This window comes from Anaerobacillus alkalilacustris, assembly GCF_001866005.1.
Classification (GTDB): Bacteria; Bacillota; Bacilli; order Bacillales; family Anaerobacillaceae; genus Anaerobacillus; species Anaerobacillus alkalilacustris.
The window spans coordinates 47,517-69,206 of sequence record NZ_MLQR01000028.1 but is presented as its reverse complement, the minus strand read 5'-3'; the positions used below and the strand labels follow the sequence as shown (position 1 = coordinate 69,206).

Here is a 21,690-nt window from a genome sequence, read left to right as displayed (position 1 = left end):
CAGATTTTCTAAATTAAAAACCGAAATTTGTATCGAATAATTATCTAAGAAAAAAGAGAAGAATTACTTTATTTTAAAGACCTACAGTAATTCTTCTCGGATAATCAATCTTCTTGGATAATGAGCCTTATCCGAGAACTTAGATAAGGCTCATGTTCGTCGTTATTGGTTGAAAGCAGACAGCAAAAATGGCCAAATTGGTGTGAAGTATTGCGATGAGTTGTATCAATTAGAAAGGAAATTTAAACATTTGTCTCCGAGTAAGCGTAGAAAAAAACGACAAAAATACTCAAAGCCAATTGTGGAGAAATTCCTAAACTGGGTTGAAACATCACCATTTTTCGGAAAAAATGCCCTCGCCAAGGCAGCTGAATATACTTTAAACCGAGCGAATGGGCTCAAAGCTTTCTTGAACGATGGTCGCATTGAAATCGATAATAATCCAGCCGAAAACGCCATCCGTCCTAATGTTCTTGGGAGAAAAAACTGGCTCTTTTCAGTCAGTGAAGCTGGTGCCAAAGCAAACGCCATCTGTTTAAGCATCGCGGAAACCGCTAAAAGTAACGGTGTCGATTTCTACGAATACATAAAGAAACTTTTGACGGATCTACCGAATATCGGCATCCATCAAAACCCTGAAATTTTAAATCAGTACATGCCCTGGTCCAAAATGATCCAGGTATCATGTATGAAAAAATAAATATGCCGTATATTCGATAAAAAAGTCGTGATATACGGCTATTCGTCATGCGTACCGGAAAGGTGCGCTATTTTTTATATTTCGGGCTTACTGTAATAGCATTTCATCTGTCGTAATGGCTACAGCAATTGTATCACTACATATGACATTTCATTCATGATAGTAATAACCCATTTCCAATTAGTCTTCGGGCCATATTGAATTGAGCTTTTGTTGAATGAACTACCTGGAAATTTTATTAAGTATCGGTCGAGTCAAATAATGAGTTGAAAGTGTTTTCCTTTATTAAATCTCTATAAAGAGAATGAAATGTGGTATAAGGCGTAATTATGTGAATAGGAATGAAATAATACTATATGTCCTTTTTTATAGGTTTTTGTTACAATATCAGGATGTACTTCCATAACGTTTCCTATTTTTTTGCATTTAATCTCCAAGATTTATTCAGTTAGAGGTGAAGGATATCATTAAACGTTAAAAATGTTTTTTGAGCTCTTTTAGCTATGTTGGACGATGATTTTTGTTCGGTTTCAGTTTAGTTCGTCAATTTTTTTTGTCAAATTTGTATTTCTGGATCTTTATTTAGGGATTGTGAATATTTTTTATGTAACCAGAATTTATAAATTTCTAACTTGGAAACTGTCTAGCGCAAGCAGCCTACGAGCTCGGTCACTTCAGTCAAGTTTCTGACTTCAATGACTACATGAATAACGTCTCTGAATAGCTTCATGCAGCTTTGCTCCTGCGATTACTCGTCGCACGAAAAACAATTGCTCCTGCGATTACTCGTCGCACAAAACACTGCTTCGAGGAAGCCTACTTCGAAGCAGTGCTGTAAGACGCAGAAGCACGCGGAAGCCAAAGAGCGGCTTCTGTCAAAGGCCGCCCCAGTGAAGCTACTACTTGAATTACTTCGAAGCGGCTTTGCTCTTGAGCAAACGGAGTGGCACAGGAGCAGCTGCTCGTGACCAAGGCGCTTGGGCTTTTCTTATGTCATATATATATTTTTCTTTTTAATGGAGATAATCTGTGATTTTTCTCCATTTGTTATTCATACTTCATTAAGCTAATCAGGCGATCTTATTACCACATTATGAGCGAGGGATATTCACGTTGGGAAGTGAAAGGTTATTTAACTTTCAATATTTTAGACGTTTTCTTCAGAGAACTCGTTCTAGCTTCGCTAGAACATCGGAAATTCAGATGGAATCTCAACTCCACCTGAATGGAAGTTCCCACCTACGCTACGCTTAGAGGTGGGGGTCTATGACTTAAGTACAAATCAGTTTGATTAATAGTTAGTAAAATTTGGAGGTGCTTGTTATGGATTGGGCCATGATTTTGATTGTCATTTTGGCAGCATTTTTATTTATTAAAGTAATTGGGAAATTAGTTAGAATGTTAATTGGGGTAGCTTTATTAGCAACAATTGTTTATTTCATATTTTTAATTTGAGAATTAGAGAAATACTAGCTACGAGGAGTGATCTAATGAAAATTATCGATACGCATTGTGATGCCTTGCTTAAAATTTGGGAAGATAAGAACCGTTCGTTTACTAATAGTACAGAAATAGAAACAAATTTAGAGAGGTTACTTCAAGGGAACGTAAAAGCTCAACTTTTTGCTATATTTATTGAACCTGAGTTACCTTTTGACCAAAAGTATCAAGTTGCTTTAGAGCAAATTGATATCTTTCATCAGGAAGTAATAGGGAAGCATGCCCAAATCAAAAAAATTGAAAAATGGTCAGACTTTGACAAGCTTAAGGACGGGGAAATAGGGGCAATGTTAACCTTAGAAGGTGCAGATGCCTTTGGAAATGACATTAGTAAATTGAAAAACCTCTATCAACTCGGTGTTAAATCGTTAGGGTTAACTTGGAATAATGCGAATTTAGTTGGTGATGGTGTTGGAGAAAGTCGTGGTGCTGGTTTAACAGACTTTGGGAAAGAAGTTATCGAGCTTAATAATATAAGTAAAGTTTTAACGGATGTATCGCATTTAAATGTTAAAGGTTTTTGGGATGTTATGGATATCGCTGATTACCCGATTGCTACTCACTCAAACGCTTTAACTATATGTAACCATCGTCGTAATTTAACAGATGAACAGGCGAAGGCGATGTTTGAGAAAAACGGTTTAATTGGGATCGTCTTTAATCCACCTTTTTTAAGTCAAACAAAAGAAGCTACAATCACAGATATAGTTCGTCATATTGAACATTTTTGTTCATTAGGTGGGGAAAAGTATATTTGTTTAGGATCTGATTTTGACGGTATAACCGAGTTTGTACTAGGGTTGGAAGATGCTTCTAAATATCAACAGTTGATTCAAGAACTATTAAAGCATTATACAGAAGATCAGGTGTTAGGTTTTGCACATCAGAATTTTCTTAACTTTATACCTAAATAAACTAGCAGTTAGTATGTCTTTTAGGGTTAAAAATCTTATAAGGGTTTGACATTGCTTAAGTAGGAAATTACAGTGACTATTACATATGCTATAATATCTAGTAAAGTAATGTCATCAACCTGGGTGGTGATTAATTTGAGTTTACAATTTGACAAATGGTTTAAAGCGATACCACTTCGACGTTCAAGGAGGACGTACATTTTTAAGACGATTGAAGCAGAGGTATTTCATTCATTAAATGATGTTATTGCAGAGCTAAATCAAACCTACAAAGGTGTTCGCTTACTACTGGTCGAACGTTCACCAGATCCAATTTTTGTTGGGGCAGTGGGTCCTTATGGGAAAATAACAGGTGCTCCTTCTTTCATTGCTCTAGTTGTTAATGAACAGGTAGATTTTCGATATGAAAAAGGTGGGTATATTGCTCAGGGATTAGTACTTGAGACTGTGGATTACGGTTTATCGACATGTTGGGTAGGTGGTTATTTTAATAAAGAAGTAGCTGAACAATTAATAAAAGTGAATGATCATGAACGTATAATAGCTATTTTACCATTTGGATATGCAAGAAAAAACTACAGTTTAACTGAAAAAATGATGAATCAAGTTGGAGATTATCATAAATCGAAGTCTATTAAAGAAACGGTCGATGGATTACCTATGGAAAAGTGGCCTAAATGGATTGAGAAGGCTATTTATTCTGCCAATTTAGCACCGTCTGCATATAACCGTCAGTCGTTACGATATGTGATTGAAGAAGATCATTCTATTACAATAAGATTGGACAAGCCAGAAGAAGAAACGAATGTTCCAAAAGGAATTGACCGAGGCATTGCAATGCTTCATATTGAACTTGCTGTTAATCAGCAAGGTAAAAAGGGGATTTGGGAATATTCGGAGAATTTAAATACAGTAACCTTTAAACTCAATAAGTAGTTAGAAACATATGAGTTGATTTCTTGTTTCAATTAATAGACCTGTAGATAATTTCTACGGTCTTTTTTACACCATTATTTTTTAGGTAGAGGAGCTGCCTTTAAGTAGGAAAGCCCTCTACTTCAGCGCCTACGAGTTAGGTCACTTAAATTATAAATCTATACATAAAGACTTTTTAAAGTAGTTTTACTAAAGACATAGCTGGAGATGAACTTTTACTTTTATGGTTCGCGGACAAAGTGCTTTTGTTATGTAACTACTCATGTAAGCCCTATACAAAAGTTAAAAGGAGAGGTGTTTCTATTGAATAATAAAGTTGCGAAGTTATTGTTTATTATTGGAATATTAACAATCGTCTGTGGTGGTGCAGTAGGACTAGTATTAATGGTACGTGATTTTACAGGTGTAATGTTTTTTATTAGTGCCGTTGTTAGTGGTGTATTTGTACTTGGGTTTTCAGAGATTATTAAACTATTAGACGAAATAAATAAAAAATTAAATAAGTGATCTTCATAATTACAAAAATTGAGACGTATAAATCTATATCTAGTTACGGATATATAGTATCTTAGTGGCGAGGATAATTGAATTATGAAATTTATTAACTTACATTTATCTCCCTCTTAAGGGGCAGTAGACCCCCACCTCAAAACGTAAGAAAATCGAAAATTTATGTGGGGGATTAACTGCCCCTAAAGTCCGTTAAGTTAAACTAACAATCAGTGGGAAATAAAGGAAAATTCCCACTGATTAAAGTTCAGCTTTATCTTCGGAAGTAAAATAAACCTAGTTGAAAACGTCTGAATTTCAACTAAATAGAGTACGTTTTTTCGAGCGAGCCTTTTTAAGTGTGTATGAGCATGGAAAATAAGACCATACTAATCTTGTTATGTTTGTTTAACTTTTTAACGTGGAGGAAAAAATGAAAGAATTCGTTAAACCGAAAGTCGTTGTAAGTAAATGTTTAGAATTTCATCATTGCCGCTACGATGGAGAAATCGTTCGTGATCAAACAGTCCATAATTTAATTCCATATGTAGACTTTATCCCGATTTGTCCAGAGGTAGAAATCGGGTTAGGGATACCACGTGATGTAATTCGTGTAGTAGATGATAAAGGGTGTAATTCATTAATCCAACCTTCTGAAAATCTGAATTTAACAAATAAAATGAACGAGTTTTCATCGAAGTTTCTTGCTGAAGTTGGGGAGATAGATGGATTTATTTTGAAAAGTCGTTCGCCTAGCTGTGGTTTGAATGATGTGAAAGTTTATAGTGGAAAAGAAAAAGCTCCTGTCGTTCGAATGAGTAATGGTTTGTTTGGTGGAAAAGTTCAAGAGCAGTTTGGTTATTTGGCAGTCGAGGATGAAGGGAGACTAAAAAACTTTACGATCCGTGAACATTTTTTTACAAAACTTTTTACGATAGCATCTTTTCATAGCCTAAAAAAGCAAGGATTAATTTCCGATTTAGTCGAATTTCATGCACACAACAAATACTTATTTATGGCTTATCAACCAACAATATTAAAGAAATTAGGTAATGTTGTTGGAAATCATGAAAAAAAACCGTTACAAGTGATTTTTGACGAATATGAAACATTGTTATTTCAATTAGTAAATAAACTTCCTAAATATACGTCTAATATTAATGTAAGTCAGCATGTGTTTGGGTATTTCTCAAAGGATTTATCTTTAAAGGAACGCGAATTTTTTATGACAATACTAGACAAATATCATAAAAAGAAAGTACCTCTTAGTAGCGTGACGAGTTTACTAAAATCATGGGCAATTCGTTTTGAAAATAATTATTTATTGAAACAAACCTATTTTTCACCTTATCCTGAAAAGTTGGTTGAAATAAGTGATTCAGGAAAAGGGAGAGATTATCGATAAGCATTGCCGCATCGTTTTAACGATGGTGGTAATGCTTATCTTTTGTTATTGTACAACACTGAATATGCAGTTAGCTCAATTAAAGATAAGAATTGGAATAACAATATAATTCAAAATGTTACTTGACCCTTACTTTAGATAGGACAGCTCAAAACTTTAAAGAAACGCAGAGTTTAGGTAAGACCAACGCCCATAAAGCTCGGAAAAGTTAAACTACTATTAGTGGTGACTAAAGGATACAAATAGGTTAATAACTACTCATTATTGTTGTGCTAAAATAGAGAAGGACCCTATGTTATTTTGATAATAATTCATGCGCTTATTAATATTAAGATATAGAACTAAATATGTAAGCTTTAAAAAGGAGGAGAAACACATTGAAGTTTATTCATACTGCCGATTGGCATTTAGGTAAATTAGTACATGGCATTCATATGACAGAAGATCAAAAGCATATGCTTAGACAGTTTGTTGAACTAGTTGAAGTTGAAAAACCGGACGCAGTAGTGATTGCTGGTGATTTATATGATCGTTCTGTTCCGCCGACTGCTGCTGTTGATCTTTTGCATGACGTGCTATTTACGATTACGACCGAGCTAAACACTCCTGTTTTGGCGATTTCAGGAAACCATGACAGCGCCGAACGAATTCACTTTGGAAATCAGCTTTTTCGAAAAAGTAATTTATATATTGAAGGTAAAGCAACAAATAATCCGAAACCCGTTCAAATAAATGGGGTCAACTTTTACTTAATTCCTTACGCTGAACCCGGAACGATACGTCATCTATTAGATGATCAATCAATTATTAGTCATGAAGACGCAATGAAACGTATTATCGACAATATAGAAAAGTCTTTAAGCCCAAATGAGTCCAACGTTTTGGTAGGACATGCCTTTGTTCTAGGAGGGTTACAATCTGACTCGGAGAGATCTTTATCGGTCGGTGGTTCAGAATGTGTTAGTGCAGAAGTCTTTTCACCTTTTCACTATACAGCTTTAGGCCATCTCCATAGTCCTACTGCCATTAACCACCCGACTGTTTATTACTCTGGATCGTTAATGAAATACTCATTTTCCGAAGCGAAACAAAGTAAATCCGTATCCGTAGTAACAATAGATAAACAAGGTGCAGTTTCAGTTCAATATAAGAGTTTAGCACCTGAAAGAGATATGAGAATTATTGAAGGATATATAGATCAATTATTGGATATTAGCTTTTACCAAGATCAGCGAGTAGACGATTATTTAAAGATTTCATTATTAGATGAGGGAGCACTAATAGATCCAATCGGTAAGCTTAGATCAGTTTATCCGAATGTTCTGCATTTGGAGCGAAAAATCGAGCAATTAGATGCAAAAAAATCTGGGATGTTCCAAATTGATACTAGTAATCAAAAGGGCACCTTAGAATTGTTTTCTGATTTTTATCAAGAAATGACAGTCAGCAGCTTTACAGATGAGAAAAAACAAGTTCTTACAGCAATCATTGATGATGTTGATGGAAAAAAGGGAGGCAGTTGTTAATGAAACCCTTAAAATTAACGATGCAAGCTTTTGGCCCTTATGCTAATAAACAAGAGGTGGATTTTACAAAACTAGGGCAAAAAACGATGTTTGTTGTTTCTGGTGCTACAGGTGCCGGAAAAACGACGATATTTGATGGAATTAGCTTTGCAATTTATGGAAAAGCAAGTGGTGACGATCGTATAGGAAATGATCTTCGAAGTCAGTTTGCACAAGATACAACCTTAACAGAAGTGTCACTTCTCTTTGAATTAAGAGGGAAACAATATTTAATTGTTCGAAGTCCTCAACAAGAAAAGAAAAAAACTCGAGGTGAAGGGACAACGACGCAAGGTGCGAAAGCTGAGCTTTTTGAAATCGGTGAAACAGAAGTGCTGCTCGCATCGAACGTACGTGAAGTTGATGAAAAAATTAACGAAATCATGAAAATAGACTGTCAGCAATTTCGGCAAATTATGATGATTCCTCAAGGAGAGTTTCGTAAATTATTAGTTTCGGATAGTAAAGATAAAGAGAAAATTTTGCAGAAGCTTTTTCATACAGAAAACTACAAAAATATTGAAGAGAAGCTGAAAGATACAGCTAACCAACTTAAAAAGCAAGTTGATAAAAGCATCCTTGAACGTAAGACGTTTATAAGTCGAATTCAAGGAGAAGGTAATGAAAAACTTAAAGAATTAATGAATGCAGATTTTGTTAACGTTGCAGAGTTACTAGAAGAATTAACAAAACTAGTAAAAGAAGATGAAACAAGCCTTCAAGCACAAGCGGTAACGATTGCTACGAAGGAGGATCACCGTCAATTAGTGCAAAAGGAAATTCATCAAGCTAAGGAACTAATCGAGCAGTTAGAAACAAAAGAGAAATTATTTTTACAAAAAGAGCAGCTAGAGGCACAATTACCGACGATCGAAAAACAGGTGGAAGCTATTCAGTTAGCTAACAGAGCAATGATCTTACAACAATATGAGCAACAATGTATTGAAGTTGATCGTCAAGTTTTAGCGAAGCAACAAGAGTTGAACACTGCTGAAGGCCTTAACCAAAGCCTAAAATCGATATTAAATGAAAAACAAGAGATTTTACAGCTAGAAGAGCAGAAGGCTAGCGAACGTGAGGCTTGTCAAAAAGAAATTAGTCGTTTGCAAAATTTAGAAAATGAGGTTCTTTCATTTTCTACTCTTGAGAAAGAAGTCAAGAAGTTATCTGCTTCAATAGAAAAAACAAAAGCAAATAAAATTTCGTTTGATCACAAATTAACAATACTTGAAGAAAAATTACAAACTGTAAATAAAGAAAAAGAAGCTATCCACGAAGCGAAGCTACAACAGGCTGATATTTCAATGAAGCTTGCGAATGAGCAAAGAATGCTTGAAAAGGTTAGTGAATTATTAAAAAACAAAAGACAACTAATTACTTTAGAAAAGCTTTACACACAATCAGAAGACGATCGTGATGATATTGAGGAAGATTTATCAGAAAAAAATGATCAGTTAGAGGAAATTTTACAAGCTTGGAGCAAAGGACAAGCAGGTATTCTTGCTAAACAGCTTAAGAATGAAGACCCTTGTCCAGTCTGCGGCTCTCAGCATCACCCGAATATGGCATTAATGCCCGAAGGTATGCCAACAGAAGAGAAAATGAAAAAAATTCAAAAGGAAGTTAAAGAGCTTGAGCATAAGAAACAACAAATTGATGCAGCTTATTATGAGGCAAAATCGAAGTTTGAAACGCATATGGATCGTGTCATTGCCCTAGCTGATGAAGTAAACGAATTGCTCCCTTATCAATTACGGTCTTTATATGCTTTAGAAGAACTAGAAGAGCATTTTCAATCGCAATGCAAAAATATGGCTCAAGAACTGAAAAACTTAGAAGAAACTGTTAAGAGAACAGAAAAGTTAGAAGAGGAGCTTCAAGCATTGACAGCAGAAAAGACTCATTTGTCTGATCTTTTAAGAAAAACAAACGAAGAACATGAATTAAACTATACTACCTTTGTAGAAAAAAGAAGAGATCTCACACGGCTATCAGAAACACTTCCTGAAAATATGAGAGATGAAGCTGCTTATAGAGATACATTGATTGCTGTAGAAGAGAAATTAAAATCGATGAAACGAACACTACGAATAGCAGAGCAATCGGTCAATAATACGATTCAGAAAATAGCCTCTAACGAAGGGTCTATTTCTTCTTTACAAAAAGTAGTTACAGAATTGCTCTCGAGGCAAACTAATTTGCATGACGCCTTTAAAAACAAATTAGATAAATTAGGATTTTTGTCTGTAGAGCATTATCGCCAAGTCAAAATTCCAGAATTTGAAATTAAGAAATTAGAAGCCAATGTCCAGGCTTATCGTGAGGAATTGCGATCTGTTACCGATCGTTATCAAGATTTAGTATTGCGACTTGAAACGGCCCAAAAGCCGAATATGGAAAAATTGAACGAAAAATTGCAATTAATATGTGATGAAATAGAGCAACTTCAGGCAAGAAGAAACAGTCTTTATCATAAAGTGAAAACAAATATCGGAATTCATGAGGCGATTGTAAACATTAATTCGCAAATGGCCGAAAGTGAAGAGAAGTATAAAACGGTTGGAGAGTTAGCCGATATTGCTTCTGGTCGAAATACGTATCGTGTGACTTTTGAACGTTATGTTTTAGCTGCTTTTTTAGATCAAATCTTACTAGCTGCAAATGGTAGACTAAATAAAATGACAAATGGTCGGTACCAACTACAGAGAAAAACTGAACGTTCGAAAGGGAATGCCCAAAGTGGTCTTGAACTGCTCGCATTTGATCAATATACGGGTAGTTCTCGTCATGTTAAAACTTTATCTGGTGGAGAAAGTTTTAAGGCATCTTTATCGTTAGCGTTAGGGCTAGCGGATATTGTTCAAAGCTATGCTGGTGGTGTTTCGATGGAAACAATGTTTATTGATGAAGGATTTGGAACATTAGATCCAGAATCGTTAGAAAATGCGATTGAAACGTTAATTGAAATACAAAGTACAGGTAGATTAGTCGGAGTTATTTCACATGTACCTGAATTAAAGGAACGTATTGATGCTCGTTTCGAAGTCACTGCATCACAAGCTGGAAGTTCAGTTAAATATTACGGGAATACGATTTCAATGTAAAAGATATCTTTATATATAAAAAGTCTAACTAAATGGGCATGGAAATGCTCAATAAGTTAGACTTTTTATATTTTGAAGCTGTCTGCTTTACCTTACTAGATTGGTTACTTCAGTCAAATATACTTTGTAATTCGTCTTTAAAGGGTTGCGATTTAATCTTACGGTCCCTACTCGTCAAGCAAATTGAGAAGCATACTTCAGAGCTTTATTAGTAGGTGCTCAGAAGCATTCGGAAGCAAAAAAAGATTTTGGTCAAGCCCTTTCAATTAAGCTAAGCTAGAATTATTTTGCAACTGCTTTGCGAAAATGGAAACAGAGTGGCACAGGAACAGGTACTCGTAATTAATGAGTTGCCCTTTTCTTATAAGCATGTTTTGAGATTTTCTAGGGAACAATTGGTATAATTAATCGATACTATTTAAAGGGGTGATAGTATGCCAGTCGAGAAGGCTACATTTGCTGGTGGATGTTTTTGGTGTATGGTGAAACCATTTCATGAACAGGAAGGTATTTTGGATGTTGTAGTAGGGTATACGGGTGGTCATAAAGAAAATCCAACTTATAAAGAAGTTTGTCGGGAAGATACTGGTCATTATGAAGCTGTGCAAATCACCTTTGATTCCAGTGTATTTCCATATGAGAAGCTATTACAACTGTTTTGGCAGCAAATTGATCCGACAGATCCCGGTGGGCAATTTAATGACCGAGGTCAATCATATCAAACAGCAATTTTTTATCATAGTGAGCATCAGCGACAACAGGCGGAAGTGTCGAAACAAAAGTTAGAAGAAAGTGGCCGTTTTTCAAAGGCAATTGTCACACCAATTATTCCAGCTAGTAAATTTTATATTGGTGAAGAATACCATCAAGACTACTACAAAAAAGATCCAGTACACTATTCCTTATACCATGTCGGATCAGGACGTGCGGGCTTTATTAAAAAACATTGGAGAGGTGATGACAATGAGTGACGATTTAAAGAAACGATTGACTGCGATTGAGTTTGAAGTTACACAGAATAACGGAACTGAACCGCCTTTTCAAAATGAATATTGGAATAATAAAAAAGAAGGTATTTATGTTGATATTATCTCACGGGAGCCACTATTTACTTCGATAGATAAATATGATTCAGGATGTGGATGGCCGAGTTTTACGAAACCAATTAGTGATGATTTAATAGTGAAGAAAACAGATATTAGTCATTTTATGATTCGGACTGAGGTAAGAACAAAAAACTCTAATTCCCATTTAGGACATGTCTTTGAAGATGGACCACCGCCTACACATCTTCGGTATTGTATAAATTCTGCTTCCTTGGACTTTGTTCCAATAGAACAACTAGAAGAAAAAGGATATGGACAGTTTTTGGAGTTGTTTAACGGTAACAAAGCGTAGTTATTACACTTATTTAGTAAGTTTAATTTTCAATTAATGTGGATAATAAAAGCCCACTGATTATATTGAGGTTAAGCTTTTTTTATTTTTAACGTCAAAATACTGTCATAAATTAATTTTTTTATTCATATGCTTTTTTAGAATGTAATCAATAAATTTTAGCTTAATGGATTTCACTCGACTACGAAACTATAACTAGTTAATACGGTACGTGCTCTTTCAACTAGTTATAGTTTGATTTCGCTTGATTAATGTAATATGAAATTCACTCAGCTAGAAAAGTTCTTCACTAAATACCTCAATAAGTGAAGTAGTTATTATTTGAAATACCAGAAAAATTTAGTGAGGGCTTAGGTATTTCTAAACATGAAAACAAATCTAAAGAAAATGGAGTGTTGTTATTCATGGAAAATAGGAAAAGAATAAGAAAAACAATACGTTTAGTTTTGAGAGAAGTGAAAAGAGAGCGTTTACAAAAAGAGAATATAAGTATTACTCGCTCAGAAATACAACGTAAAGACGTTAACGGATAACAAAACTTAGTTTGATTAAATTATAATAACCGAAAAAAGCCTGCTTTTATAAGCAGGCTTTGAATGACTTATTATGTAGAATTTCCCCGCTCTGACGTAGCTCGTAGTGTCTCAAAACCCGCTCTAAGCAGGTGGGTACTCGCAGCTATTTCTCCAACGTCCAATTCGCTTACTTGGCGTGTTGTCAAAATAACAATGTTGAATTCCCGAAAACAATGCATCGGTTTGAGACATCTTAAGCCTACGTTCATCGCAGGAGTTGTTTCTTATGTTTGTTAACTCTTACTTATATAATAATATTATTCTTACGTTTTAACAATAGTGTTTTTTTGCCATCTATGGTAATAAGGAATTTTGTTTAGAAAATAGATGGAATTTTTCCGTTGATAAATTTAGGATAAATTGTAACGTGATTTATTGGTATGTTTAAATAGTTCAGAAAAATTAAGTGGACTAACTCTAATTACAAATTCGAGTTGCATAAACTATAACTGGTTAATAACAGGTCGGCGTAACTGTATCATAGTGGCGAGAATAATGAATTGTTAAATTTATTAAAATGCCATTAGGTTCTAATAATAAAAGGTGGGGAGCGGAATGCTTTACTTTGAAACGAAACGATTATTATTAAGACCGTTTGTCATTGAGGATGCGCTCGTTGTACAAAGTTTAGCTACAAATATTGACTTGGCTAAAACTACTTTACACATTCCTTATCCTTATCCTGATGGTTTAGCCCAACAATGGATTACAATAATTAATGAGAAAATGAAAAAAGGTAGTAGTTACACTTTTGCTATTGTTTTAAAAGGTAGTTTGGAAGTAGTGGGATGTGTAATGTTAAATATAGCACTCAATCACAACAGGGGAGAGCTAGCTTATTGGATAGGTAAACCTTACTGGGATAATGGGTATGCAACAGAGGCTTCTAAGTGTATTATTAAGTTTGCCTTTAAAGATTTACATTTGAATCGTATTTGGGCTTGTGTCATGAAAAAAAATAAACCTTCTATTGGGGTGATGAGAAAGGTTGGTCTAAGGCACGAAGGAACATTTCCGCAACATGTGCTAAAGTGGGGAGTTTATGAGGATGTCGCTTATTATGGTATCGTTAAGGAACAATATGAGGCGAAAAATTCAAAAAACGAAACGACAAAAACCTAAATTAAAATATAAAAAAGCAATCTTTTTTAAGTGAAGATTGCTTTTTCTAATAGAGTAATATCGTTGCCCATTAGAAATAGCTTGTAGGATTATTAAATTTTAATTTAGGAAGCTGTCTAGCTTTACGGGCTCTAAAGTTATTTCGTCGGCTATTTGTTCTAGCGTTGAGGTTTACTTTTGTCTTACTGCCAAGCTTAATATAAGTTTGTTTTCGCTAGCTATGTTAAAATACAATAGTGTAATTTGAAGTGTAAGAAGAGAATGGAATGGTGAGGAAATGTTGCATGTTAGCTTAGCATTAAGCAGCTCTATAACCATAAATGTTCTATTAAGTAAGTGAATTTTATAGGGAGGATTTTACTTTATGAAGCAAATACATAAGCAAAGTGTACAAGAAGCTTTAAATACATTTAGAAATAAACCAATTTATATTCATCTAGAAACAACGAATGGAGCATATGCAGCACATAGGAATGATGCGCAAATGACCGTTAGTGCTTTTATTCGAAACGGAAAGGTTCAATTTTCTCAAGGGAAAATAACTGGGGAAAACCCTTATCGAGTTGGATTAAAGATAGAAGATGGTTGGATATATGCACAAGGGTTAACTGATTGGGAGATCAACGATCATGGAAGTTTACTAATAGCTGGTCATGATTCTGAAGGTAGAATTGCTATTGCTTTACAGATCAGTGAAAAGCCATTTAATTAAAGGAGGAAGAACAAATGACAGAAAAGCATGTATTAGTTGTATTTCCGCATCCTGATGATGAGGCATTCGGACCAGGGGGAACAATTGCCCAATACACTCAAGCTGATATTCCAGTAACTTATGTATGTTTAACATTAGGTGAAATGGGTAGAAATATGGGAAAACCTCATTTTGCAAATCGTGAGACATTACCAAGTTTACGCAAGCAAGAATTGATCGATGCTTGTGAAGCTTTAGGAATTAAAGACTTGAGGATGTTAGGTTATCGTGATAAAACGATTGAATTTGAGGATGAATCTATAATTATTAAACAGATTAAAGGTATTATAGATGAAGTGAAGCCTTCGTTAATTATTACTCATTACCCTGGTCATGGTGTTCACCCAGATCATGATGCTACCGGGAAATTAACAATAGAAGCAGTAAGGCAGTTACCAGAAAAAGAACGCCCAAAACTATATTGTATGGCAATATCCAAAAATAGGGAAGAATTACTGGGCAAACCAGATGTGGTAAATAATATTGAAGCTACGATGAATGTCAAAGTAGCAGCGATTAAAGCCCACCGTTCACAATCAGAAGCAATCTTTAAAGAGGATGGTGACGCTTTAAATGAAAGGCTCAAAAAATGGCTAGCAGAAGAAAGTTTTTGGATTTATCAGTTTAAATAGAAGTAGAGCGACTATATAAGCCGCTCTACTTCTATCATTCATCAAAATTATTTTTAATCATATCAAGTAGTTCATCATAAGCTTTTTCATCCTCGAAAGTACTCGAATTCCATTCTTCTTCAATCCACTTTAACAATTCATCTTTATTTTGAAAAACCTGCCCACTTGTATCAACATTCCTTATCATGTAACGACCATTATCTTCATCAATAGTTACAGCACAAGGGATTGCGCTTTCTTTTGCTTTAATGATAAATTCCATTTTCATTCTCCTTAGATCGTAATCATTAGTATTTTCTCTAATTTTATAGAAAAAATGAGGAAATATAGAAATTACCTGGATTTAGTATGAAATACCGTAAATAAGGGCCGAAAATAAAGTTGAAGTAAACGGGAGAAGATGAGGTTTCCCGGATGAATAGATAAAAATGAGTTTGAGAATATCATTCCAAGTTCGTCTTGCAAAGTAGTTGAAGAGTACTATTTCCCGTCTTTTAATGAATATCGATCAATGATACATCCTTTCCGCCTATACATATCTAAAACCCATAGTCGTTCCTCTATTTGATACATTGAAATTTTAACTTTTTTCTCCATCAATCCATAACCATTTTTTTTAATTCTAAACAATTTCACAACAATCCTCTCCTTAATCTTTTGATTATTAGTAAAGGCTTCGTTCATTGTCGTATTAATTATTTATAGATAGCATGCTTCTATTATTAAATTGATAGGAAACATTCTTTTATAAATTCTATTCAGATTGTACAACTTCATGATTATAAAAAAATGACAGGTTCTTTCTGTGATTTGAGGATTTCTAATGGTTTTCTTAAGACTGTAAATCAAAATAGAGATTGTTCTTTAAAATTAAAGGACTACAGATCCTCTATTTGCCGTAAAGAAGTCATTTTTTTAATGATTTAAGCAAATATCGGATCGTGTGTCATCATAACAGCGTGTATTGAAGGATTTTGTTAAAATAGCTCTTCTGTGTCCGTCGTACTAAGTGGCTTAGGAATAAAGCATAAAAAAAGGGCTTAGAAAAATAATTTCTAAGCCATCATGATGAATTTTGGGTGGATCTGAAAGGAACATAATACTTCAATCGTCTTTTTCGCCAATGTATTATCCCTTATATTAAAAAGCCCAATTCCCATTTCTAAATAACGGTTCACGAGCACCTTCTTTGGTGATACCATCAATATTCATGTCTTTAGAACCAATCATAAAATCAACGTGTGTGAGACTAGAATTATGTCCATTTTGTTTTAGTTCTTCTTTGCTCATGGTCTTCCCACCTTCAATGTTAAAGGAGTATGCATTCCCGATCGCTAAGTGACTTGAAGCATTTTCGTCAAATAATGTGTTATAGAAAATGATATTTGAATTTGAGATTGGTGAATCATGAGGTACCAATGCTACTTCACCTAAATAGTGAGAGCCTTCATCAGTTTCTATTAAACGCTTTAACATTTCGTAGCCAGTTTCAGCACTGAAATCAATAATTTTCCCATTTTCGAAGGTTAAACGAAATCCATCAATGACATTACCGCTGTAGTTTAATGGCTTTGTACTTGTTACGAAACCATTAACTCCATCTTTTTTCGGTAAGGTAAATACTTCTTCCGTTGGCATGTTTGCAACAAAGGGAATACCAGTTTCGTTGGTTCCACCACCACCGACCCAAAGGTGTTTTTCAGGTAATTCGATTGTTAAATCAGTACCTGGTGCTTGGTAATGTAGTTTTGTATATTTCTTATTGTTTAAGTAATCTACCTTGCTCATTAGATTATCACAATGATCTCTCCAAGCTGCTACTGGATCTTCTAAATTTGCACGAGTAGCCATGAAAATAGCTTCCCAAAGCTTTTTGACACTTTCTTCTTCTGCTATACCATCGAATACTTTTTGAGCCCACTCCTTTGATGGCGCAGCAATGACACACCAACTAATTTTATCAGCTTGAGCATAGTTACGATATTTTTCCATCGCTTTGCCTGCAGCTTTATTTGCACTTGCAATTCTTTCTGGATTTACTTCCTTAAGTAAGTCAGGATTTGTTGCAACAATGCTCATAAACGCAGCACCATTCTCAGCCATTTCTTCATAACCCTTTGCTTTCCAAAGTGGAAATTCAGTGAAAGCTTCATCAGGAGCCAATGTGTATTTTAATAATGTCAGTTGCTCATCATTCCACTCAACATGTACATTTTTTGCACCTGCCTCATATGCTTTTTTAGCAACAAGACGAACAAATCCCATGTTATTTGTAGGAGCGTTAATTACTAAAGTTTGACCTTTTTGAATGTTTATTCCAACTCTAACTGCTAGATCTGCATATTTTTCTAGGTTCTGTTCAAATAGACCCAAGATATATCCTCCCAACAAAAAAATGTTTAGTTTTCAATAATATATTTTACCAAAATAATCTAACAGAAGGAAATGATAGCTTTGTCCTTCATAGTAAGGATTATTTTAATTAAGTCTTTATTGGAAAAAAATTCTAAATATTTCATATAAACAAGAGTAACATGATTTAAAAATAATTTTGCTATAATAAAAATGTTGAACGAAAACATAAAGAAAAGAAAGGAGCGCCTTTCATGAAAGACAAAAAAGGATTTAAACTAGTACTCAATTTTGTGAAAATAGGGACAACAATTGTCGTTTTATTAATAATTCTATTTATTAGCTATGTCATGTTGTCGGTTCATAATTGGTCATTCACTGATGAAGGGCGTCTTCCACCAAAAACAGCTGTAATTCTTCATGCTGTAAGTAATAATATGATTACTTCTGATATGAAGCCACCTCGATTTTTAACTCAGTCAAGGCCTTCAAAAATTGCTCAAGAGGACTTTTCAATTTTAGCTTCGGATGGAAAAGAAATACCAGTAAGGGTGTATTACCCTAAGAATAAAGGGCCTCACCCAGTTATTTTGTATTATCATGGCGGAGCTTTTTTGGAGGGTTATGGAAGTATTAGTACGCATGATAATATTATTAGAGCTCTTTCGGCTAGAAGTCAAAGTGTTGTCATTGCAGTAGGCTATCGACTTGCTCCGCAATATGTATTTCCAACTGCCGTTAATGATAGTTACGATGCTCTCGTTTGGGCTTATGAAAATGCTGATAAATATAATGGAGATGTAAGTCGAATAGCGGTAGCTGGCGATAGTGCAGGCGGAAATTTAGCTACTGCTGTAGCAATTATGGCAAGAGATCTTGAGGGACCGGAAATTGCTGGACAAGCATTGTTGTATCCTATAACAACTTTTGAAGATTTGCCGTTACAATCTCGAATTATTTACGATAGTGGATATTATTTATTATCTAGAAGTGTGATGGTACGAGCAAGAGATTTGTATACACCACTTGAAAAGATGTGGCTAAGCCCTTATACGTCCCCGTTGAATGCAGAAAACTTAGAAGACTTACCTCCAACTTTAATTATTACAGCTGAGTTTGATCCACTTAAGGATGAGGGTGAGCAATATGGAGAGAAACTTGCTATGTCTGGAGTTCCCGTTAATCATTTACATTATGAAGGGGTCATGCACGGTTTTATTTCCTTTTACGAAGTTATGCAAATGGGCGACCACGGATTGCGCCAGACTGTTTCCTATTTGAAAAATGTATTTGAAGAGAAAGAAACTTTGACAGGATATGAACAGACTACTGTTTATCGCTCTAGTGGAAAAGAGGGATTAAGAGAATATGTAGAAGCGTATGCGATTGCTGCATTTCTCATTATTAATCAATTTATAAAACAGCATTGAAAGAAGAGGGTGTAACCAAAAGTTATTTTTGGTTACACCCTCATTTGTTTTATCTCGAAAAATGGCGTTAATTAATTTCATAAAAAGAATTTGTATTAGGTTTTTTACTCATACTTAATTTTTTCTGGAGGTATCTTAGACGTATAAATAAGAAAACAGCTCCTGTAGCTAATCCAATAATTAACCCCATCCAATAACCGAATGGTCCGAATGTTGTGTAGTTTGCTAGTACATAACCAGAAGGTAAACCAATGATCCAAAAAGAAATAAAAGCTAAAAGGAATGTTACATTTACATCCTTATAACCACGTAGTGCCCCTTGGATAGGTGTACCAATAGCATCTGACATTTGAAAAAAGATAGCATAAATAAGGAAATGAGTAATTAATTCGAGCACTTCAGTTTCATTTGTATAAAGCATACCAATTTGTTTGTTAAATATATATAACAGAAGTGATGCAATGATTCCAAAAAACAGCCCACTACTAATACCTAAATAACTATAGTTTTTCGCATCATTCAATCGTTTAGCACCTACCTCAAAGCCGATGGTAATGGTTAAAGCAATAGATATACTTAATGGAACCATATAAACAAAGGATGCAAAATTAATTGCAGCTTGATGGGCTGCAATCGTAGCTGTACTATATTTGCTCATGAGTAAGGTTACCGCTGCAAAAATACTTGTTTCGCAGAAAACAGCGAGCCCACTTGGAACACCGATTTTTAATATTTCTTTCCATGCTTTAAAGGAAACCGGTATCCATTGTTTGAAAATTCGGTAGTCAGTAAAAGGCGCCATTCGCTGAACGAAATAAATAGAAATAAACAAGATAACCCAATACGTAATCGTGGAGGCAACTCCTGCACCAACCCCACCAAGTTGTGGAAAGCCTAACTTTCCAAATATTAATATATAGTTAAAGAAGATGTTAATCGGTAAAGATAATAAAGTAATAATCATCGTAACTCGAGTATGTCCAAGTGCGTCAATAAAAGAGCGTATGATCGTATAGCTGAACAATGGAAAAATACCAAACGCCAAAGCAATTAAATAATCGCGAGCAATTGATTCTACGTTACTATCTAAGCTCATCAAACTTAAGATGGGGTTTACAACTAGCATACCACCAATTATGACGATAATCGCTAAGAAAATGGATAGGTAGATGCCTTGTACGACAGAAAAAGGTACCTCATCTTTATTGTTAGCACCTAAATGATGAGCAACAACTGGAGTAATAGCCATTAATATTCCGGTAAGCCCAGTAAATATTGGGATCCAAAGACTAGAACCAATAGCAACTCCTGCTAGGTCATCAGAACTAACATTCCCACTCATCATCGTATCAAAGAAGTTCATAGAGAATAAAGCTAATTGAGTAATTAAGATTGGTCCAAGAATATAAAAAAATTGAACAATCTTCTCTTTAATGGTGAGGGTTTGTTTCAATACTACCCCTTCTTTCTATATTTAGTCACACGAACGAAATTATAACAGAAAACGAGAAGAACGGACAGTGTGTTTTTTTGGATAAGATATTAATTTGTTAATAGAACGAATTTCATAATTAAAATACACTAAGCTTTATAATAAAAGAACTCATTAACTCAGCTAGATATAGTCTTTTTGTTAAGTAAAATCACACGATGAAATTCACGTGGGAGGAAGTTTGTATTGTTATTAAAAGTACATATAAAATTGAACAAAATAGGTGATAAATTTGAAATTAGGGTATGCTTGTTTAAATATAACATTAGGTCTCAAAATGAGAACTTGTCGATTGAAAACCGTTGAAATAGAAGGAATGGAGAAAGTAAAGGAATTAACACTTAATAACTTGAACGAAGTGAAGAAAGTTCTACTTTGGAATCGTGAACAAAGAATAGAATTTTTTCGAATTAGTAGTGATATTGTTCCTTTTGGAAGTCACGAGATTATGACATGGGATTGGTGGAGGGACGAAGAGGTTTTAGCAGTTACGAAACAAATTAAAGCGTTACAAAAAGAGTCAAATATGAGGCTTAGTGTTCATCCGGGACAGTATACAATCATTAATTCCCCAAACGACAAAGTAGTAGAAAATGCTTTTCGTGATATAGAATATCACAATAAATTAGCAAATCTTTTCGGTGCTACAGATATGGTCATACATGTTGGTGGTGTATATGGGGATAAAGACTGTGCAAAAAAGCGCTTTGTCCAAAACTACAAAAGGTTAAGTGATGATATTAAAACAAAACTCATATTAGAGAACGACGATAAATCATTTCATGTAAAAGATGTACTTGAAATTCATAATGAAGTAGGAGTTCCTATATGTTTTGATATCCATCACCATAAATGTAATACATATGACAAAATGGCAACAGAAAAATTACTAGAGCTTGTTATCTCTACTTGGAAGGGCATAAGAATACCGAAAATGCATATAAGTTCAGGGAAAAAACACAAAACGGATCCATCACATCACGACTATGTTTTGGAAGAAGATTTTTATGATTTTACAAACATTTTAGGTGATCAACATGTAGATATTATGTTTGAGGCGAAAAAGAAGGAGTTAGCTGTTCTGAAAATACGAAATAAACTAGCTGAAAAACATTGAGTTTTATCTGAATTTTTTTTAGGGTAAAAGACCCCCACCTCTAAGCGTAGCGTAGGTGGGATTTTCCGATGTTTCAGCTTGCTGAAACGAGTTCACTTAATGTGATATCACTATGCAGGTGGTATTATCTACCAATGCCTTGGTAGGAAATTTGACAACAAAAACTACATCTTACGAAAGCTATGTTAACATAGTCAAAGATAAAGTG

General features: G+C 34.6%; 17 protein-coding genes, 1 other RNA gene and 2 pseudogenes. 15 read left to right on the top strand and 5 right to left on the bottom strand.

Features of this window, described 5'->3' with window-relative positions:
• Positions 1–148 precede the first annotated feature (148 nt).
• The 10 genes and pseudogenes from BKP37_RS20760 to BKP37_RS20745 all read left to right on the top strand — a co-directional run.
• Positions 149–700: pseudogene (locus BKP37_RS20760) on the top strand (IS66 family transposase); the annotation flags it as partial.
• Positions 701–2,023: 1,323 nt separating this feature from the next.
• Positions 2,024–2,155 (top strand): hypothetical protein, encoded by a 132-nt coding sequence (locus tag BKP37_RS20750; RefSeq protein ID WP_281243045.1) that lies wholly within the window; start codon positions 2,024–2,026, stop codon positions 2,153–2,155.
• Positions 2,156–2,190: 35 nt separating this feature from the next.
• Positions 2,191–3,114, top strand: coding sequence for a dipeptidase (locus tag BKP37_RS10760; RefSeq protein ID WP_071309602.1), 924 nt, complete (start codon positions 2,191–2,193; stop codon positions 3,112–3,114).
• Between the two features lie 135 nt (positions 3,115–3,249).
• Positions 3,250–4,050, top strand: a complete 801-nt coding sequence (locus tag BKP37_RS10755) for a nitroreductase family protein (protein WP_071309601.1) — start codon at positions 3,250–3,252, stop codon at positions 4,048–4,050.
• 303 nt (positions 4,051–4,353) lie between these two features.
• The gene (locus BKP37_RS10750; RefSeq protein ID WP_071309600.1) at positions 4,354–4,557 is read left to right on the top strand and encodes a hypothetical protein; all 204 of its coding nucleotides are present in this window, start codon (positions 4,354–4,356) and stop codon (positions 4,555–4,557) included.
• Between the two features lie 415 nt (positions 4,558–4,972).
• Positions 4,973–5,944, top strand: coding sequence for a YbgA family protein (locus BKP37_RS10745; RefSeq protein WP_071309599.1), 972 nt, complete (start codon positions 4,973–4,975; stop codon positions 5,942–5,944).
• Positions 5,945–6,321: 377 nt separating this feature from the next.
• Positions 6,322–7,470 carry an exonuclease SbcCD subunit D gene (locus tag BKP37_RS10740; RefSeq protein WP_071309598.1) on the top strand — a complete coding sequence of 383 codons (1,149 nt, stop codon included), beginning with the start codon at positions 6,322–6,324 and terminating at the stop codon, positions 7,468–7,470.
• Complete coding sequence (locus BKP37_RS10735) at positions 7,470–10,613, top strand: AAA family ATPase (protein WP_071309597.1); 3,144 nt, start codon at positions 7,470–7,472, stop codon at positions 10,611–10,613. The genes BKP37_RS10740 and BKP37_RS10735 overlap by 1 nt, the downstream gene beginning before the upstream one ends.
• Before the next feature lie 434 nt (positions 10,614–11,047).
• Positions 11,048–12,011, top strand: a pseudogene (msrA, locus tag BKP37_RS20515) (peptide-methionine (S)-S-oxide reductase MsrA).
• Positions 12,012–12,415: 404 nt separating this feature from the next.
• The gene (locus tag BKP37_RS20745) at positions 12,416–12,544 is read left to right on the top strand and encodes a hypothetical protein (protein ID WP_281243044.1); all 129 of its coding nucleotides are present in this window, start codon (positions 12,416–12,418) and stop codon (positions 12,542–12,544) included.
• A 79-nt stretch (positions 12,545–12,623) separates the two neighbouring features.
• On the opposite strand, the gene ssrS is transcribed toward BKP37_RS20745, so the two are convergent.
• Positions 12,624–12,806, bottom strand: a non-coding RNA gene (gene ssrS, locus BKP37_RS10720) — 6S RNA.
• Positions 12,807–13,141: 335 nt separating this feature from the next.
• Here ssrS and BKP37_RS10715 point away from each other — a divergent pair.
• From BKP37_RS10715 to bshB2, 3 genes are all read left to right on the top strand, one after another.
• Complete coding sequence (locus BKP37_RS10715) at positions 13,142–13,708, top strand: GNAT family N-acetyltransferase (protein WP_071309594.1); 567 nt, start codon at positions 13,142–13,144, stop codon at positions 13,706–13,708.
• Between the two features lie 364 nt (positions 13,709–14,072).
• Positions 14,073–14,420 carry a YojF family protein gene (locus tag BKP37_RS10710; RefSeq protein WP_071309593.1) on the top strand — a complete coding sequence of 116 codons (348 nt, stop codon included), beginning with the start codon at positions 14,073–14,075 and terminating at the stop codon, positions 14,418–14,420.
• A gap of 14 nt (positions 14,421–14,434) precedes the next feature.
• Positions 14,435–15,091 (top strand): bacillithiol biosynthesis deacetylase BshB2, encoded by a 657-nt coding sequence (bshB2, locus tag BKP37_RS10705; protein WP_071309592.1) that lies wholly within the window; start codon positions 14,435–14,437, stop codon positions 15,089–15,091.
• Positions 15,092–15,125: 34 nt separating this feature from the next.
• Here bshB2 and BKP37_RS10700 read toward each other — a convergent pair whose 3' ends face one another.
• The 3 genes from BKP37_RS10700 to BKP37_RS10695 all read right to left on the bottom strand — a co-directional run bounded on the left by BKP37_RS10700 (position 15,126) and on the right by BKP37_RS10695 (position 17,464).
• Entirely contained in the window at positions 15,126–15,353 is a 228-nt protein-coding gene (locus BKP37_RS10700) for a hypothetical protein (protein WP_071309591.1), read from the bottom strand.
• 218 nt (positions 15,354–15,571) lie between these two features.
• Complete coding sequence (locus BKP37_RS20115) at positions 15,572–15,727, bottom strand: hypothetical protein (protein ID WP_169823132.1); 156 nt, start codon at positions 15,725–15,727, stop codon at positions 15,572–15,574.
• A gap of 504 nt (positions 15,728–16,231) precedes the next feature.
• Positions 16,232–17,464, bottom strand: coding sequence for an aminopeptidase (locus tag BKP37_RS10695; RefSeq protein WP_071309590.1), 1,233 nt, complete (start codon positions 17,462–17,464; stop codon positions 16,232–16,234).
• A 233-nt stretch (positions 17,465–17,697) separates the two neighbouring features.
• Here BKP37_RS10695 and BKP37_RS10690 point away from each other — a divergent pair, with 233 nt between their 5' ends.
• On the top strand, positions 17,698–18,873 hold the full coding sequence (locus BKP37_RS10690; protein ID WP_071309589.1) for an alpha/beta hydrolase: 1,176 nt from the start codon (positions 17,698–17,700) through the stop codon (positions 18,871–18,873).
• Positions 18,874–18,940: 67 nt separating this feature from the next.
• Here the strand turns inward: BKP37_RS10690 and BKP37_RS10685 are convergent, their stop codons facing one another.
• Positions 18,941–20,326: an MATE family efflux transporter gene (locus BKP37_RS10685; protein ID WP_071309588.1), complete on the bottom strand. Its 1,386-nt coding sequence runs from the start codon at positions 20,324–20,326 to the stop codon at positions 18,941–18,943.
• 271 nt (positions 20,327–20,597) lie between these two features.
• On the opposite strand from BKP37_RS10685, the gene uvsE reads away from it, so the two are divergent.
• Positions 20,598–21,482: a UV DNA damage repair endonuclease UvsE gene (gene uvsE / locus BKP37_RS10680; RefSeq protein ID WP_071309587.1), complete on the top strand. Its 885-nt coding sequence runs from the start codon at positions 20,598–20,600 to the stop codon at positions 21,480–21,482.
• The last annotated feature ends 208 nt before the right edge of the window (positions 21,483–21,690 follow it).

Coding starts and splice junctions, on each gene's coding strand:
- bshB2 (WP_071309592.1), top strand. CDS start 14,435: ATGACAGAAAAGCATGTATTAGTTGTATTTCCGCATCCTGATGATGAG.
- BKP37_RS10710 (WP_071309593.1), top strand. CDS start 14,073: ATGAAGCAAATACATAAGCAAAGTGTACAAGAAGCTTTAAATACATTT.
- BKP37_RS10690 (WP_071309589.1), top strand. CDS start 17,698: ATGAAAGACAAAAAAGGATTTAAACTAGTACTCAATTTTGTGAAAATA.
- BKP37_RS20750 (WP_281243045.1), top strand. CDS start 2,024: ATGGATTGGGCCATGATTTTGATTGTCATTTTGGCAGCATTTTTATTT.
- BKP37_RS10760 (WP_071309602.1), top strand. CDS start 2,191: ATGAAAATTATCGATACGCATTGTGATGCCTTGCTTAAAATTTGGGAA.
- BKP37_RS10745 (WP_071309599.1), top strand. CDS start 4,973: ATGAAAGAATTCGTTAAACCGAAAGTCGTTGTAAGTAAATGTTTAGAA.
- BKP37_RS10700 (WP_071309591.1), bottom strand. CDS start 15,353: ATGGAATTTATCATTAAAGCAAAAGAAAGCGCAATCCCTTGTGCTGTA.
- BKP37_RS10715 (WP_071309594.1), top strand. CDS start 13,142: ATGCTTTACTTTGAAACGAAACGATTATTATTAAGACCGTTTGTCATT.
- BKP37_RS10735 (WP_071309597.1), top strand. CDS start 7,470: ATGAAACCCTTAAAATTAACGATGCAAGCTTTTGGCCCTTATGCTAAT.
- BKP37_RS20745 (WP_281243044.1), top strand. CDS start 12,416: ATGGAAAATAGGAAAAGAATAAGAAAAACAATACGTTTAGTTTTGAGA.